The 14564-nt window shown below is 62.6% G+C and carries 18 protein-coding genes; 10 read left to right on the forward strand and 8 right to left on the reverse strand.

What is annotated here, in order from left to right; translation table 11 throughout:
• Window positions 1-400: 400 nt before the first annotated feature.
• The 3 genes from ACL02S_RS16300 to ACL02S_RS16310 form a co-directional block, all read right to left on the reverse strand.
• The gene (locus ACL02S_RS16300) at window positions 401-709 is read right to left on the reverse strand and encodes a DUF3467 domain-containing protein (protein ID WP_412803278.1); all 309 of its coding nucleotides are present in this window, start codon (window positions 707-709) and stop codon (window positions 401-403) included.
• 93 nt (window positions 710-802) lie between these two features.
• Complete coding sequence (locus ACL02S_RS16305) at window positions 803-1303, reverse strand: hypothetical protein (RefSeq protein ID WP_412803279.1); 501 nt, start codon at window positions 1301-1303, stop codon at window positions 803-805.
• A 525-nt stretch (window positions 1304-1828) separates the two neighbouring features.
• Complete coding sequence (locus tag ACL02S_RS16310) at window positions 1829-2671, reverse strand: MBL fold metallo-hydrolase (RefSeq protein WP_412803280.1); 843 nt, start codon at window positions 2669-2671, stop codon at window positions 1829-1831.
• Between the two features lie 535 nt (window positions 2672-3206).
• Between ACL02S_RS16310 and ACL02S_RS16315 the strand changes: the two genes are divergently transcribed.
• Window positions 3207-3950, forward strand: a complete 744-nt coding sequence (locus ACL02S_RS16315; RefSeq protein ID WP_412803281.1) for a DUF5131 family protein — start codon at window positions 3207-3209, stop codon at window positions 3948-3950.
• Window positions 3951-3990: 40 nt separating this feature from the next.
• On the opposite strand, the gene tcmP is transcribed toward ACL02S_RS16315, so the two are convergent.
• The 3 genes from tcmP to kilB form a co-directional block, all read right to left on the reverse strand.
• Window positions 3991-4977 (reverse strand): three-Cys-motif partner protein TcmP, encoded by a 987-nt coding sequence (tcmP, locus tag ACL02S_RS16320; protein WP_412803282.1) that lies wholly within the window; start codon window positions 4975-4977, stop codon window positions 3991-3993.
• 347 nt (window positions 4978-5324) lie between these two features.
• Window positions 5325-5579 carry a hypothetical protein gene (locus tag ACL02S_RS16325; RefSeq protein WP_412803283.1) on the reverse strand — a complete coding sequence of 85 codons (255 nt, stop codon included), beginning with the start codon at window positions 5577-5579 and terminating at the stop codon, window positions 5325-5327.
• A gap of 465 nt (window positions 5580-6044) precedes the next feature.
• Window positions 6045-6560, reverse strand: a complete 516-nt coding sequence (gene kilB, locus ACL02S_RS16330; protein WP_412803284.1) for a plasmid transfer protein KilB — start codon at window positions 6558-6560, stop codon at window positions 6045-6047.
• Window positions 6561-7284: 724 nt separating this feature from the next.
• Between kilB and ACL02S_RS16335 the strand changes: the two genes are divergently transcribed.
• A complete protein-coding gene (locus tag ACL02S_RS16335; RefSeq protein WP_412803285.1) occupies window positions 7285-7812 on the forward strand; it encodes an HD domain-containing protein in 528 nt (175 codons plus the stop codon).
• On the opposite strand, the gene ACL02S_RS16340 is transcribed toward ACL02S_RS16335, so the two are convergent.
• Both ACL02S_RS16340 and ACL02S_RS16345 read right to left on the reverse strand, forming a co-directional pair.
• Window positions 7788-8270, reverse strand: a complete 483-nt coding sequence (locus ACL02S_RS16340; protein WP_412803286.1) for an NUDIX hydrolase — start codon at window positions 8268-8270, stop codon at window positions 7788-7790. The genes ACL02S_RS16335 and ACL02S_RS16340 overlap by 25 nt on opposite strands.
• Before the next feature lie 4 nt (window positions 8271-8274).
• The gene (locus ACL02S_RS16345) at window positions 8275-9012 is read right to left on the reverse strand and encodes an XRE family transcriptional regulator (protein WP_412803287.1); all 738 of its coding nucleotides are present in this window, start codon (window positions 9010-9012) and stop codon (window positions 8275-8277) included.
• A 144-nt stretch (window positions 9013-9156) separates the two neighbouring features.
• Here ACL02S_RS16345 and ACL02S_RS16350 point away from each other — a divergent pair, with 144 nt between their 5' ends.
• Genes ACL02S_RS16350 through ACL02S_RS16385 form a run of 8 tightly spaced genes read left to right on the forward strand, consistent with a single transcriptional unit; the run spans window position 9157 to window position 14554 of the window.
• The gene (locus ACL02S_RS16350) at window positions 9157-9612 is read left to right on the forward strand and encodes a hypothetical protein (protein WP_412803288.1); all 456 of its coding nucleotides are present in this window, start codon (window positions 9157-9159) and stop codon (window positions 9610-9612) included.
• A gap of 5 nt (window positions 9613-9617) precedes the next feature.
• A complete protein-coding gene (locus ACL02S_RS16355) occupies window positions 9618-10256 on the forward strand; it encodes a DUF2637 domain-containing protein (RefSeq protein WP_412803289.1) in 639 nt (212 codons plus the stop codon).
• Complete coding sequence (locus tag ACL02S_RS16360; RefSeq protein ID WP_412803290.1) at window positions 10256-11560, forward strand: FtsK/SpoIIIE domain-containing protein; 1305 nt, start codon at window positions 10256-10258, stop codon at window positions 11558-11560. Before ACL02S_RS16355 ends, ACL02S_RS16360 begins: the two co-directional genes overlap by 1 nt.
• A complete protein-coding gene (locus ACL02S_RS16365) occupies window positions 11557-11802 on the forward strand; it encodes a hypothetical protein (RefSeq protein WP_412803291.1) in 246 nt (81 codons plus the stop codon). Before ACL02S_RS16360 ends, ACL02S_RS16365 begins: the two co-directional genes overlap by 4 nt.
• Window positions 11803-11815: 13 nt before the next feature.
• Window positions 11816-12013, forward strand: coding sequence for a hypothetical protein (locus ACL02S_RS16370; RefSeq protein ID WP_412803292.1), 198 nt, complete (start codon window positions 11816-11818; stop codon window positions 12011-12013).
• Window positions 12010-12183 carry a hypothetical protein gene (locus ACL02S_RS16375; protein WP_412803293.1) on the forward strand — a complete coding sequence of 58 codons (174 nt, stop codon included), beginning with the start codon at window positions 12010-12012 and terminating at the stop codon, window positions 12181-12183. The genes ACL02S_RS16370 and ACL02S_RS16375 overlap by 4 nt, the downstream gene beginning before the upstream one ends.
• A complete protein-coding gene (locus tag ACL02S_RS16380) occupies window positions 12180-12821 on the forward strand; it encodes a hypothetical protein (protein ID WP_412803294.1) in 642 nt (213 codons plus the stop codon). The genes ACL02S_RS16375 and ACL02S_RS16380 overlap by 4 nt, the downstream gene beginning before the upstream one ends.
• Window positions 12822-12823: 2 nt before the next feature.
• Entirely contained in the window at window positions 12824-14554 is a 1731-nt protein-coding gene (locus tag ACL02S_RS16385) for a replication initiator (RefSeq protein ID WP_412803295.1), read from the forward strand.
• Window positions 14555-14564 lie beyond the last annotated feature (10 nt).

A 14564-nucleotide genomic window follows, 5' to 3' on the forward strand; every position in this document is an offset into this window, starting at 1 on the left:
CCACCGAACCTGCTTCCGAGCCAGGCAATGGCGCCCAACCCGGAAGTAAGTAAGAGCTGGCCGATGATGTCCAGCTCAGAGTCGGCGAGTGCGTTCACGGCCCTCCACAAACTGGGCTCCAGCCGTTAGCGCACTCGCGACCGGCCCCGCGATATTCACGATTCCACCGGCGGGAGCGCTCCACGGCGGCGATCACTCGGCGGCGGGTGCCTCGGTCGGCTGCGCGAAGGTGACAGTCGGGCGGTATCGTCTGCCGCCGATCCGGTCGGGCCGGTAATGGACCGCAGGGTCCATCATGACGGTTCGATCGTGCCGGCTTGCCAGGATGGTTACGGGGCTGGATACGAACAATGCGCTTCTCCTGTCCGAATTATTCCCCGAGAGGTCATTCCCCCGAGAGCTAATCCCCGAGGTGGACGATCGAGCCGAACTGGTGCTCATAGTTGCTCATGCTGTCGTTCAAGATCTGCATCAACCGGAAGATCAGCGCTGGTGGAAATTTCACCCGGGAGACCACCTGCGTTGGTTGCCGTACCACTAACCGGCCCGCCTCGTCCGTCCCCTGTTCGGTCGGCAAATACACCAAGAAATCGATGGTGAAATCGGTGCGGTTGTACCAGCAGGTGAACCCATTGGCATAAGTGCCAGCACTCAATGCCTCCGGCACGATCACCTCGACATCGGGCGGAGGCAGGGCCGGTTCACTCATGAGCGACGCCCTTTCACCGGTCGGCGAAAGGGAACACCCGCGTACGCGGTGGCCCCTTTCGCCGACGTTGTTCAGTGACGGAAAAACCAGCCGTTACCGCGACTGCATCTGGCGGGCCTGCTGGCGCAGCTGATGCAGCTGCATTTCCCACTGAATGGCCCGGTCCTGGCTGCGTGAGGCCTGATCCTCGGCCTGCTGGGCCAGCTGCGTAGCCTGATCGGCCTGGTCCTGCGCGGACTGCGCCCGCTGGTTGGACTGGCTGGCCTCGCTCTGCGCCTGCTGGGCCTGGTTCTGCGCCCGGTCGGCCTCGCTCTGCGCCTGCTGGGCCTGGTTCTGCGCCACGAGGGCCTGCTGGCGAGCCTGCTGCGCCTGCTGGTTGGCCTGATTGGCTTCGTGCTGCGCCAGCTGCGCCTGATGATGGACCTGACGTGTCTGCTGCTGCGCCTGCCGGGCAAGGTTCTGCGCCTGCTGGGCGTACTGCCGAGCGTTCTGAGCTTCCTGCCGCGCCTCGTCGACAGCGAACCGCAGCATATCGATGTCCCGGATGTCCTGGACCTCGCCGCGCTTCGAGTCGGTCAGCGTATCTTGCGCCATGTGAGCTTCCCTTCAATTGGTTGAGTGGACAGACTCGTTGGACCGGACTCATTCTTACCGAAGCATCATGGATGCGCAGCAACTTCGTCGCAACAATTTAGCAATAGCGACGAAAAGGTCAAGGCGCAGCCCCCCACCTCGGCGAACCCGATTCGACACACCATTCACCCACCCTTCTTCGGCATGTCTTCATACTGGTAAAAGCCTTCAATCCATTCGAGCGCTCCACCTGCCACGCCGGTTCAGCTTCCCCACTCATGCGCCATCGCTGGACGACAAGCCGGTCAGGATGCCGATCAACACCAAGAAATCAACCATCAGCAACTATTTAGCAATGGATGATTTCCGCTGTTGCTCCCGACCGAATCCGGCATATATACAGACTGCGCGAAGAGGTGGGTGGCCATACGCGAAGCTCGACTCGCCCGGATCGGATCACCCACCTATCCGCACCCGCACTACCGAAGCGACCTGGATCGGCGAGGAGCGCACACCCCGTTCGGCCATACCGGCTGACGGTGCGACTCAGTTTCCGTCTCGCAGCTGCCGACGATGACGCTCGAACTCCGTTGCACAGTGTGACGAGAACACTGCTACCGCATCGCCGTAATCACCCACCAGCCCCCGCAATCGCCGCTGGTTCTCGATCCGCAGCTCGCGCCGAGTGTCCATGATCCATTGGAATACTCGGGCCCCCGGCGGCATCGACGGTTTCTCCGCCAGCTGACCGTGATAGGTGTACGAGTCTCCGGCATGCAACAACCAACCGGTGCCGTCATTCACCGCTACCCCGATATGCCCGCGGGAGTGTCCCGCCAACGGCACCATCAGGATCTCCGTCGGCAGACCACGCAACTCCTGAACCGCTCGAAAGCCGAACCAATCGTCATCACGACTATCGGACTCCGCGTACGAGGACCACTTGGGGCCGTGGGCAACCTGCACCGGCCGATACCGGAATCGCTCACGACGGCCGGATACACCCGAAAAGGCTTCCAGTTCAGCCTGATGAACATGCACAGTGGCGTCCGGAAAATCCGCCAGTCCCCCAGCGTGATCCAGATCCAGATGCGTCACGATGATGTCGCGAACATCGTTACGGGAGAACCCGAGTGCCTCCACCTGACGGGCAATCGGATGGTCGAGAAGCGGATTCGATTGCCGAATGAGTTGCCTGCCCACCCAGACATCCGGCTGAACCAACGCCTGCTCACCGTAACCGGTATCGATCAGAACCAGCCCGGCGGAGTGCTCGATCAACAAGCAATGACACGCGCTGTCGGCCTTACGTAACACTCCCGGCCGACCGTCGAACAAGCGACCTCCGAAGGGACGGGTTCCTCCAGCGTCCAAGTGGTGGATACGCATATGCCCCTCCTCATCCGATACACCAACCGAGAACCCACCTTACCCACCGGGGCGATCCGGACGTATGCCTTTACCGCACAATGCTATTGGTGAGATCCCTGCACTGAATGCTTCACCTATCCGGCCCAGGTGAACCTCAGCCCGCAAATGCTCAATACACCCGGCAATCGCATAGTTCAGGTGATCCCGCCGAGAAGTGGTGTTATCCGGCCTTCGGTGCGGCGAGATCGGCGAACCGCAATGGCCGGACACCGACATGGAAGGCGGGACGAGCCCCTGAGCAGCGCCAACGATCAGGTATCGGTAAGCGGAAAGCCGAGGAGTACTGAACGGTGTACTGACTACCGCAGCGGGCAACTGGGAGCCGTTGTGACAGAAATCGAACAAACTTTCGGATATGGTGGATGCTCAGAGATTCCATGAGGTTTTCCTGAGTGGCGTTGTATCCGGTCGTCGTCGGTTGTGGTCATCCGTGGCGCTCGCCTACAGAGCGTCGTAGTGCGGGTACTGTCAGAACAATCCGATTGGAGGTGCTATGGCGGACGGATCTCGTATCGAATGGACTGAGGCGACATGGAATCCCGTCACTGGCTGCGATCGCGTCTCGGCGGGCTGCGATCACTGCTACGCCATGACCCTGGCCAAGAGATTGAAGGCCATGGGGGCGGAGAAGTATCAGCACGACGGTGATCCACGCACATCCGGTCCGGGCTTCGGTGTAACCATCCACCCGTCAACGCTTGACGTTCCCCTGCAGTGGCGACAACCGAGAGTCGTGTTCGTCAACAGCATGTCCGACCTGTTCCACGCAAAAGTGCCGGTCGGTTTCATCCAGGATGTATTCGATGTCATGCGGCGAACGCCGCAACATACCTACCAGGTGCTGACCAAGAGATCACTGCGGCTGAAGCGCCTTGCGAATCAGCTGGAATGGCCCACCAACGTTTGGATGGGCGTATCAGTCGAGAACGCCGACCACGTGGATCGGATTGACCACCTACGAGCCATCCCCGCGGCAGTACGGTTCCTGTCCTGCGAACCGCTCCTTGGGCCGCTCGATGATCTGCAGCTCGACGATATCGACTGGGTAATCGCCGGCGGCGAGTCCGGACCAGGGCATCGCCCCCTGGATCCAGAATGGGTCCGTGGCATACGCGATGCCTGCGAGCAGGCAGAAGTTCCCTTCTTCTTCAAGCAGTGGGGCGGACGTACTCCGAAAGCGCTGGGTCGCGAACTGGATGGCCAACTCTGGGACGGCATGCCCGAAATGACTGCCTGACACAGCATCCCGGTCGTATCGGCAGCACTCGTTTCGGCCGTCAGTCGCGTTCGGTCCACCACTCGCGCTCAGCGGGATTCCAGTACGGCTCCGGCCGCCAGAGAATAGCACCGCTGACCTCCGGCTCCGCTGACGCCGGAATCTCGAACAGGCCCTCGGTGCCCGCCTTGTGTTCTCGATCCATCTTCGCCAGCCGCCGCGCCTCCCGCTGCATCGCCGGCTCTCGCTCGGCAGCCTTGGCATAGAGATGGGACATAATCTTGTCGCCGACATAGTGGTCACTCGCGAACACCATGTCGTAGATGGTCGTGCCGTTTTCCATCCGCATGGGTATGCGGTTGGTGTACTTATAACCGAGCGCTTCGGCCAGTCGGAAGCGCATGAAGTTCGTCATCTCTTCGCGGTACTGGTCGGCCGTGATAACGCTCGTCTCTCGAGCTTCCTGGATATTCAGCCAGTTTCGGGTGCCATACAGCCGAGTCACCCGTTCTCGAAACGCAGCGCTGTTCGTCCCGCGGCGGGACACCCCTTTGACGGTCATCGTGGGGGACATCAGCAACCACAACTCTGGCTTCGTTCTCGCCCGCACCCCTTTGAACCGAGCGATCTTGACCAGCGTTTCCCACCAGACTTCGGCAGCTTGCTGGTCGATGAACGCGAATGCCGGTGCCCATTTGATCGGCTCCAGAGCCTTTAGCGCCGCATCGATCTCCAGGTTGCTGTCACCTGGGATAACCTCGAACTCCTTACCAGGAAACTCGATATCGAGCACCGCCTTCAATCGAGCAGCATTGGCAGGTAGCTCGAAGAACACGTGCTGGGTGAACCCTGGATCCGCGGCGAGCACCCGACGCGGTGATCCATCGATCACTTTGCCTGTGTAGCGCTCTTCGTTCTCAGGCTGTCCTGCCATCAGGTCCAGATACAACCGCTCAGAACTTCTCGCCGAAGCTTTGTTGAATGCGGGTACATAGTCCCCCAAGATTTGAAGCTTGTTCTTGGTCCAGTACGACCACTTGCGTGCCACCCCGAAACCTCCTGCGACCCCTGCGGTCGCACCCCCCGTCCGAGTGCGACTGTTCGAGAATACCTGTGGTGAAACAGACTTCGCGGTCATTCGTGGAGACAGAAAGCATGGACGCCAGGAGGTCGACAGCAGTCCACATAGAACCGAATCGCCATCGGGTCGGGCACTCATCGTCAAGCCGACTGGTACTGAAACGCTCCCTCCCGAAATCCCCGTGTGGAACCACGGTGGAGACGCTTTCCTGGCTGACGTACGTATACAAGAGGAGAAGGACTCCGACGTAAACGTCGCGACACACCTCCTACGGGTGTCCGCGCAGGATTGAACGGCACCAACGGCTCCGGCCGCTACCGGACAGCCGAGGCCACCGCTGCACTCAGAAAACCATGCTTGCTGGCGATGATCTTCGGCCCGTTGCCCACCTCCTGCTCTAGGTGGACGACCCAAGCGGCATCCAGGTCCTGTGTCAGGGCATCGACCGGCAGGGTCGAGCCGAAGGACGGTGCGATATCGAGATCGACGAAACGTCGGTACTTGTCTTTCGTTGCCCCCTCTACGCCAGTGCGGTGGTCGATGTAGCGGCGCAACCATTCAAAGAGCATGATGGACGCCGAGGTGCCGGCGCCGAACTATGTGACGACTGGACTGGTTTACCGGCGCCTCTGTCTATGCGGTACCTGACTCGATAACCGATGATGCCCTCTTTGCGGGGACGGGGCACTGTGGACACAGCGGGGCCTCTCGGGTCGGCGCCGAAATCCCCTCAGATTCACGGCGGACCACTGCCCGTGTGGACACGAGCCTGGCGACAGTCCGGTTTATCGGGTGCTACCAGCCTAAACACTGGAGCCGCCTGGGGGAATCGAACCCCCGACCTTTTCATTACGAGTCGAATACATGGTGCCCACGCTGGTCTTGCCGGTGTCCGTACTCCTACGTGAGGTGGTAATACGCCTCTGTGGGGGTCCTGCCGCGTCCGGGGTTGTTCGGGTGACTTGTGACAACTTGGTGACAACGGGCCCTCTGGGTGGCGGCGTGCCATGTCGAAATAGAACTCGAAATTGAGCTCATCGAGAAAGCCTCGCTTGTCGTCGCGTCGGCAGACTCGCTTGGAAGGGCTTCTGCACATCGTTCCCGGCATGTCGAACGAATGCGTCGATCGCGGCGGTTGCCTGCTCGTAGCGCGCTCTGTGCTCCTCAGCCGTCGTTGGGGCGACTCTGCCTCGTTGAATAGCTCGCGATGACTCGATCGCTTCGTCTGCCAGCTGGGTTAGTCGCTCATCGCTAGTGAGGAGCTTGATCCGCAGCAGTTGCGATTGGGCGACCGCCTTCTTGTCGTACGCCTCGGACCGTGTGTTTGCTTCGGCTCCTGGATCCTGGTTGAGCCGGTGCCATCGCTTGATCTGGTAGTGACGGTACTCGACAACCGCGTTCGCGAAGTCGTGATAAGCGGTGAGGCGGTCCTGTCTTAGCCTCTCGGCGAAGTTCTGACGCATGGTCCTGTCCGCGTTGACCCGCTGAAAGTAGTGGGTAACAGCCGCACCAAGGAGCGTGCCAGCGATAGCGATCAAGGCAGTAATCACATAGCTGACCGTACGCACCTTAGGATGAATCTTCTTGTGCGCTGGATCTTCTCACCGAGAGAAAGCTAGAGAACGCGGCCTTCCAATGGCCATGTTGGGTGGTGGGCTGTACACACCGGGGGCTGGCTACCCGCCTGCCCCGTAGGGCCTGCCCTTCTCGCGTAGAGGCTCCGGGGTCAAGAGTGGCGTAGCCATCGCGTAGTGACGCCGACAGGCGCTCTTGACGCTGGAGGGGCACGGGAACACAATGCAGGCCACCATCCAGCAGGGCCACGCGGCCGGAGGTCGCGGAATACCAACCCATCGCCGCAGAATCTTTCAGCAATACATCCGTCCAGGTCAGACGGTCCGCTGCAGAACGAACACCGGCAGTATCAACGTGACGATCGGTCCTGTCTGAGTTCGGATGGCGGGACCACAGCCGGTGGACCGGGCAGGATGCCGGCGGATTCGGGCTCGGCTGCGGGAGGCCAGTCGGGTACGGCTTTCGTCGTGCCCAGCACTGCCAGGACGTTGAGAAAGTGGCCAGATAGGAATCAGGAACGTTCTGCCACGCCGCGGACGCGGGGCCGACGTGCCGACGCGCCGCGGGCGGCGCTTCATCAGCTAGCGTTGCGCGTCGAAGCGCGGCGGCGCCGCGTACGCGGCGCCGCAGGCGCTCTTGATCCTATATAGCCAAATTCGGCAACAACTCTGTGAATGCGCCGGGCGTAACATGGCGGCCGTGAATCAGGCTATGGCTGAACTGCTGGCGCCGCTGACAGAATCACGTCGAGCTCACTCGATCGCGGTGGGACGGCGGATGGAGACCGTCGCAGAGCTATTGCCAGCCGAACTACGTGCCGATGCAGTCATCGCCGCGTACCTACACGATGTGGGATACGGACACCCTGATCTCGGTTTCCATCCGATCGATGGTGCCCGATTGCTGCAAACACTCGGGTACTCGCGGGTTGTGTGCCATATGGTCGCGTTTCATACGGCAGCAGAGGTCGAGGCCGGGGTGCGAGGCTTGAACGCGGCCGTTTTCGATGATTTCCGACTCACGGGCGTGGCCGAGCTCGATAAGGCTGATGACTTCCTATGGTGGTCCGATCTCTCGACGGGGCCGAACGGTCAGGATTTCACGGTGGATGAGCGACTGGCGGAAATTCTGAGACGATATGAGCCGGGGAGTATTGTTCACACCGCTATCACGCAGGCTGAACCACGACTTCGGGCGGCGGCTCAGCGGGCATCTGGATCTATGTAGGGTTCGCTCTCGTTCAGTGCCCAGTCGATTCGCTTCCGCTGGCTGCGGTCCATGGGTAGGGCTGGGATCTGCTCAACTGGAACCCACTCCACGCGCGTGCTTTCGTTGCTTGTCGTGGGATGCCCGCCGATGAACTCGCCGCGATACACCACAGTGAACTCCTGGCGGACCTCGTCATTGCTCGTGTAGTGGATGACATGGGACGGGTCTGTGAAGATGCCGACAACGCCGGTTGCGTGGACATCAACGCCGGTCTCTTCTTGCGTCTCGCGGACGGCAGTGCGGCTGAGCGACTCACCTGGATCATGCGCGCCTCCTGGCATGGACCAGTTCCCGTTATCTGACCTGCATATCAACAAGACCTTCCCGTCCTTTTGGACGAATGCTGCTGCACTCGGCCGGACGCTGTTGGCGGTCGGTGCTTGAGGGTCCTGGTGATAGTCGATTCGACGTCCCATGAGGTCAGGTTACTGGGGTTCGTCCTGTTTTCCAGGCAGCCTCGAATGAGTCCAGGTAGTAGGAGAAGAGACGGCCGCCGGGGACTTTTTGAAGGTGCTGAACCGGAGACTTTGCAGCATAGGCCCCGTAGCTGTGAGTGTTGACCAGCATCGAGTCCCCGAACCGGTAGATGCTGTTGTAGAGGGTTGTTCGGTGGGTTCGGATATCGACCATCGGCAGATCTGTCGTTTCCCGGAGATATTCCAGAGTCGACTGGCACCGTTGTGGCAATGAGGGCAAGCCTTCTTCGTGGCTTCGCGCTTTGACCTCCGGTGAGTCGCTTTCACCCAGGAGTATTCGGATCTGGACACCGGCTTGGGCCTTGGCGCGCACGACGTTCACGAAGTCGAGAGATTCGACCAGGAATCCTCCTGCGTAGACCAGAACATCGATGTGATCGCTGGACTGCTTCATGAGCGAGCGCCAAACCTCATGTGGCACTTCAGGCCGAGTCGGCCATATCTGGACCAGCTCTGACAGTGAAGCGGTCGTGGACCTGCTGTCGGCCAGCAGGTCAGGCCAAAGATAGGTCTCGTCACGGTCCAGTGCTCGGGCGGCCTTCAATCGCAAGCCGGGATGTGGGCATCGGTCCTGTGTGATCCAGCGCTCGACGGTCTTCGTGCTGACTTCAAGTTGTTCTGCCAGGGAATGTTTCGTGAAGTTCGCGGCGGCCATTGCGCCCCGGAGCCGTTCATTGGGCATGTCCCTATTTTACATGCAAAGTGTCCCCAAATGTCCCAAATCTTGGGTTATTTCGTCCCTATGTGTCGCGGGATTCTTGTTGTGCAGGAAGTTACATGAGCCGCTGGGCTCTCGTAATACCAACCGATGCAAGGAGTTTCGAGAATGGCACTGAAGGATGTGTGGTTTCGTCCGGAGTTTCGTGAGGCGTTCCCCAAGGGTTTGTTCCTGTTGGGGGATATCGAGCCGGTGACCGAGTTCAACAAGGACCGCAACGCACCGAAGATCCACAAGCTGGACTACGACCGTGAGGGCAATGGGACCGGTAAGCGGTTGTGGAAGGGCACGGTGACCGATCCGGCGGCGGCGAATGCGAAGAACGCCAGTTATGACGTGACGTTCGTGTCTGATGTGCAGCCGGTTCCGGCGGTGGCGGAGATCGTTCCGGGGATGACTCCGATCGAGCTGGAGGGTTTGGAGATCAAGCCGAGGATGGTCGGTTCGGGGGAGTTCAAGAGCATCGGCTGGTATATCCGCGCTACCGGCATCAAGGGCGACAACTCTGGTAGCAAGCAACCTCCGGTTGATCCGGGTGCGGCTCGGCCGTCGAAGGCTGCGTGATCTAGATGAGCACGGCGGACCAGACGAGGACGGTGGGAATGCGTTGGGCGCGCTGGTCTGCCGTGGTCATCATTATCGCGGTCGGGGCGGCGGCGTTTCGGTTGTCGTTCGCGACGCTGAAGGATCTCGCTGTCCTGGCGCATATCCCGGCCGGGGATGCGTGGCTGTTCCCGGTGATCGTGGACGGCACCATCCTGCTGGCGACGTTCGGGTTGCTGGTGTTGGCGCATGCGCCTGAACGCCGGTTCTTCGTCGCGGTGTTGGTTATCGGCTCGATTGTGTCGGTGGCGGGTAACTCACTGCATGCGGTGGCTGCGGGTCGGGAGTTGCCGTGGTGGGCGTCGGCGTTGGTAGCGGCGATCGCCCCGATTTCCCTGCTGGCCGACACACACGGGTTGGCGTTGTTGATCCGTGCGGCACACCGCAGTGCGGTAGCCGATCCGGTGGCGGTGGTCGAGCCTGTGACGCCACAGCCGACTACCACGCCTGAGCCTGTTTCCGATCCTGCTGCCTCACCTGCGCCGGAGCCGGTGCGGGTGGCGGAGGTTCGTTCGGCGCCTGCTGCGTCGATTCATTCCGATTCTGTTCGTTCTTCGCGACCGGCGCAGACCATGTTGCCGATCGCTGTCCCTGTCGGAGGTTGATGATGATCTCGGATGTCGTGCTCCTCGGTGGCGGTGCTGCTGTCGCGTCGGGAGCGATGTGGTGGTGGCGGTCCCTCGGTGCGGCGGTGAAACCCTCCGACCCGGTCCGGGTAGCTGCCAGCGCGCCGGTGCAGCTGCGCACGGCGGTGTTCGTGTTGGCTGATGATCGGCAGCGGGCGCATATGTGGATCGCGTGTGGTCTGGGCTCGTTGGAGCACGGGTTCCCGCCGGTCGAGGACTGGGTGTACACCGAGCACGGTCTTCGGGTGGATCTGCTCATGCTGGCAGGGCAGTCCTCCCGTGACTGGTCGGCGGAGGAGACCCGTGATGCCCTGGCCCAAATTCTGGCGGTGCCCGAGATCACGGTGAGCTTCCCCGATCCCGGTGTGGTGCGCCTGGATCTGCGGGCCTTCGACACCCTGGCGGCAGTGGCGCCGATCCCGGCATCGGCGGCGGCGGTGGATCTGGAAGCGGTCCCGGTCGGGGTCACCGAGGACCACGAACTGTGGCGGCTGCGGGTCCTTTACGGCCACATCTTGCTCGCCGGTGCTACCGGTTCGGGGAAAGGGTCGGTGTTGTGGTCGATCCTGGCCGCACTGGGGCCGGTGATCCGTGACGGCCTGGTGGATGTGTTCATGGCCGACCCGAAGGGTGGGGCGGAGTTCGGCAAGGGCGAGGGCCGGTTGTTCGTGGAGTTCGCTACCGATACCGACACCATCCTGGCGATGCTGCGCAAGGCCGTCACCGTGCTGCAAGACCGGCTGGCGCATATGCGGGCCACGGGTTCGCGTAAGCATGTGCCGACCGTCGAGCAGCCGTTGATCCTGATCATCATCGATGAGGCGGCAGCGTTGTCCTCGTATGCCGAACGCGAGGAACAGCAAGAGTTCCGGCGGTTGACCGGTCTGATCCTGTCGCAGGGTCGCGCGGCGGCGGTCAGTGTGGTGGCGGCGTTGCAGGACCCGTCGAAGGAGACGATGCCCAACCGGCAACTGTTCCCCGTCCGCATCGGCCTGCGCCTGGACGAACCGACGCAAACCGCGATGGTGCACGGACACGGCGCGCGGGATCGTGGTGCCCGCTGTGACGAGATCAGCGAACACACACCCGGTGTCGGCTACGTCGGCGAAGACGGCTCGACAGCGTTCACGCGGGTGCGGGCGTTCTGCGTCTCCGATACCGCCATCGATCACATCGTGGCCACCTTCTCCCCGGCGCGTGAGGTCGACCTGGCCCCGCAGGGTGACTACTGCGGGTTCGATCCCGACGACCTCGGCGACGAAGACGGGCCGGTGGCGGCGTGAAACGGGGATTCGTGACCGAAACCCATGTCCTCGTCTACTGCGACGGCTGCGGGGAGCCCTACACCGAGTCCACCCCGGGTGGTTACGCCGACGCCGAAGAAACCTGCTTCGACTCCATCGCCCAAGCCGTGCACTACATCAACGCCCGCTCCACGGCGGTGGGCTGGGTCTACGACGGCGACCGCGTCCTGTGCCACGCCTGCCGCGCCACCGACCACACGCCTGAGTACATCGACCTCTGAACGGAGAAACACCATGGCCCGCAACACCATCCCCACCACCGGCTACCGCGAGAACGTGATCGACCTCGCCGCCCGCCGTCGCGGCCTGCTGGAGCGTCGTGGCGCCGATCCGGTCACGGTCGCCCTCGGCCTCGTCGCCGACACCGGCCTCCTCCCGGACTGGGACATCGCCGAGGACACCGATACCGACGACGGCGGGTGGGCGGCATGACCGCACCGAAACCGGTTGCCGCACCGGTCAACCCGACCGTGGCCGAAGCCGCCACCAGGGTCCGCGCACGCCGCACCCGCACCGCTGCTGTTCCCACCCGCCTCTATGACTCCGTCCCCGGACAGCTATCGCTGTTCGACCCGCATGACCAGCAGGAGAGCCAGCCGTGAAGACCGTCACCACTACCGCGACCACCACCACCGATCCCACTGAACTGATCCTGACCGGTCTCGGGCACGTCCTCATCGCCGCTGTCACTGGTGTCGCTGTCGTGGTGAAGTGGGCGGTGCTGTTCCCGATGGTCAGTGTTCCGGCCGCTGCTACGGTCGCGGCCTGGCTGTGGGCGGGATGGCCTGCCGGGCTCCTCCTCGCTGTCGCATCGGGTGCCGCGCTGATCGGCTGGCGGGTCCTGGGACCGCACTCGTTCCGACGCTGGCTCACCCACCGCGCCCGCACCCGGGCACAAGCCTGGTGGTGGTACCGCCGTCGCTGGGCTCGGCTCTCGATCGCGTGCAGGCTGGGCATCCGCACCGAGGAGGTAACCCACCACCCACGCTTGTTGTCGGTGACCATCGGCGAGTCCGTGGACCGGCTGCGGGTGCGGATGTTGCCCGGCCAGTCCCCGGACACCTACACCGGTGCCGCCATCGCCCTGGCGCATGCCTTCGGTGTCTCCGAATGCCGCGCGGGTGTTGTCGCGCCGTCCACGATCGAACTGGCCTTCCGGCGCCGGGATGCCCTCGCCGAACCGACCCCGCTGCCGACAGCCACCGTCGAATGGCTCTGGGACGAGAAGGAAGCCGCCTGACCATGACCGCCGTGTCCGCTCCGGTCGGTGCCGTCGCGCCGAAACATCAGACCGCCGCCGAACGCCGCGCGATGCCCGACCTACGCGATATCGCCGAAGCTGCCGCCGAACAACACGACGTATGTGCCCGCGTGGTGCCGATGCGGGCCATCGACACCAACACCGGCCGTGTCTCCTACGTCGGTGCCCCGTGTAAGTCCACCGTGGCCTCGACGTGCCCGGCATGCGCGAAGGCCAACAAGTACGTGCGGGTGACCCAGTTGCGGGAGGGTTGGTGCGCCGACCACGAACCGGTGCAACCGGAACCGGTGGTGACCGAAACACAGGAACAGGTGTTGGCTGCGCGGGCCGAGCTGTTCACCCAGTATCACGAGGCCCGCCGCGACGGGGATGACGAACTCGCCGACGCGGTGAAGACGCTGGTCGCGGATCTCGATACCGAGCTTCGGGAACTCGGTGTGCGTGGCCGTCTCCCAGCCCTCGAGGAAAAACCACGCCGTAAAGCCAAATCGACCCGGCGGCGTGACGACCTGCCGGACCTGCCTCGAAAGAAGATCGCGCGCACCACGGTCGGCACCGCCTACGCCAACGGTAGGTATCGGCCCTCGACGTTCCACACCCTGACCGTGGATTCCTACGGGGGAATCAACCGGGTCCGTGACGAGGAGACCGGGGAAATGGTGTCGGATGGTTCCCCACGCGATCCGGACTCCTACGACTACGCGCGGGCTGCCCGTGACATCATGCACGTCAAAGCCCTGTTCGACCGGTGGATACAGAACCTGCGGCGCGCGGTGGGCTGGAACGTGCAGTACTGGGGCTCGGTCGAACCACAGAAACGCGGCGCCCCGCACATCCATCTGGCCATCCGGGGCTCGATCCCCACCAAGCTGCTCTATCAGGTGACCGCAGCGACCTACCGCAGCATCTGGTGGCCGCACTTCGACCAAGAGGTCTACACCGACGAGCACATGCCGGTCTGGGACGAGACCGCCGGGACGTTCGTGGATCCGACGACCAGGCAGGCGTTGACCTATTGGGATGACGCGCTGGAGATCATCGATTCCGTCGACGACATCGAGCCTGCGCACACGCTGCGGTTCGGTGGCCAGTCCAAACCGATTCAGATCATCGCGGGCACTCCGGAGATGGATCGCAAAATCGGCTATCTGACCAAATACCTCACCAAGTCCGTCGCCGAAGTGCTGGACTCCGACAGTCCCCGCGTCAACCGCCACTACGAGCGTTTACACGCCGAACTCCAGCGCACCCCGTGTTCACCGACCTGCGCGGTATGGCTGCGCTACGGCATCGTGCCCAAGGGCGCCAGCGAGAAAACCCAGCCGGGTCGCTGCCGGGGCCGCAACCATCGCCGTGACCTGCTCGGCGTCCCCGGGAAACGCTGTGTGTCCTCCACGAAGTGGAGCGGTAAGACCATTCCCGACCACAAGGCCGAACGACTGGAATTCGTCCGCAACGAACTCGCCGCCATCGGCATCATCCCACCGGATACCTCGCATCTGCGGATCACCCCAGTACGCCCTGGCGATAGGGACGCGCCTCCGCGTTCGCATCTGGTGATGGCGCTGGTCTCGGCCCGGATCACCCAGCGTGCCCAGTACACGATGGCTCGTCTCGCGATGGCTGAAGGACCACCGGGTGACGGCGGTGGCTCGTTGGACAACCGGGCAGGGCAACAGGATTCGTTCATTCAGCAATCACAAGCAGCATAGGGAGGGACCC

It is taken from the genome of Nocardia spongicola (assembly GCF_047200775.1).
Lineage (GTDB): Bacteria > Actinomycetota > Actinomycetes > Mycobacteriales > Mycobacteriaceae > Nocardia.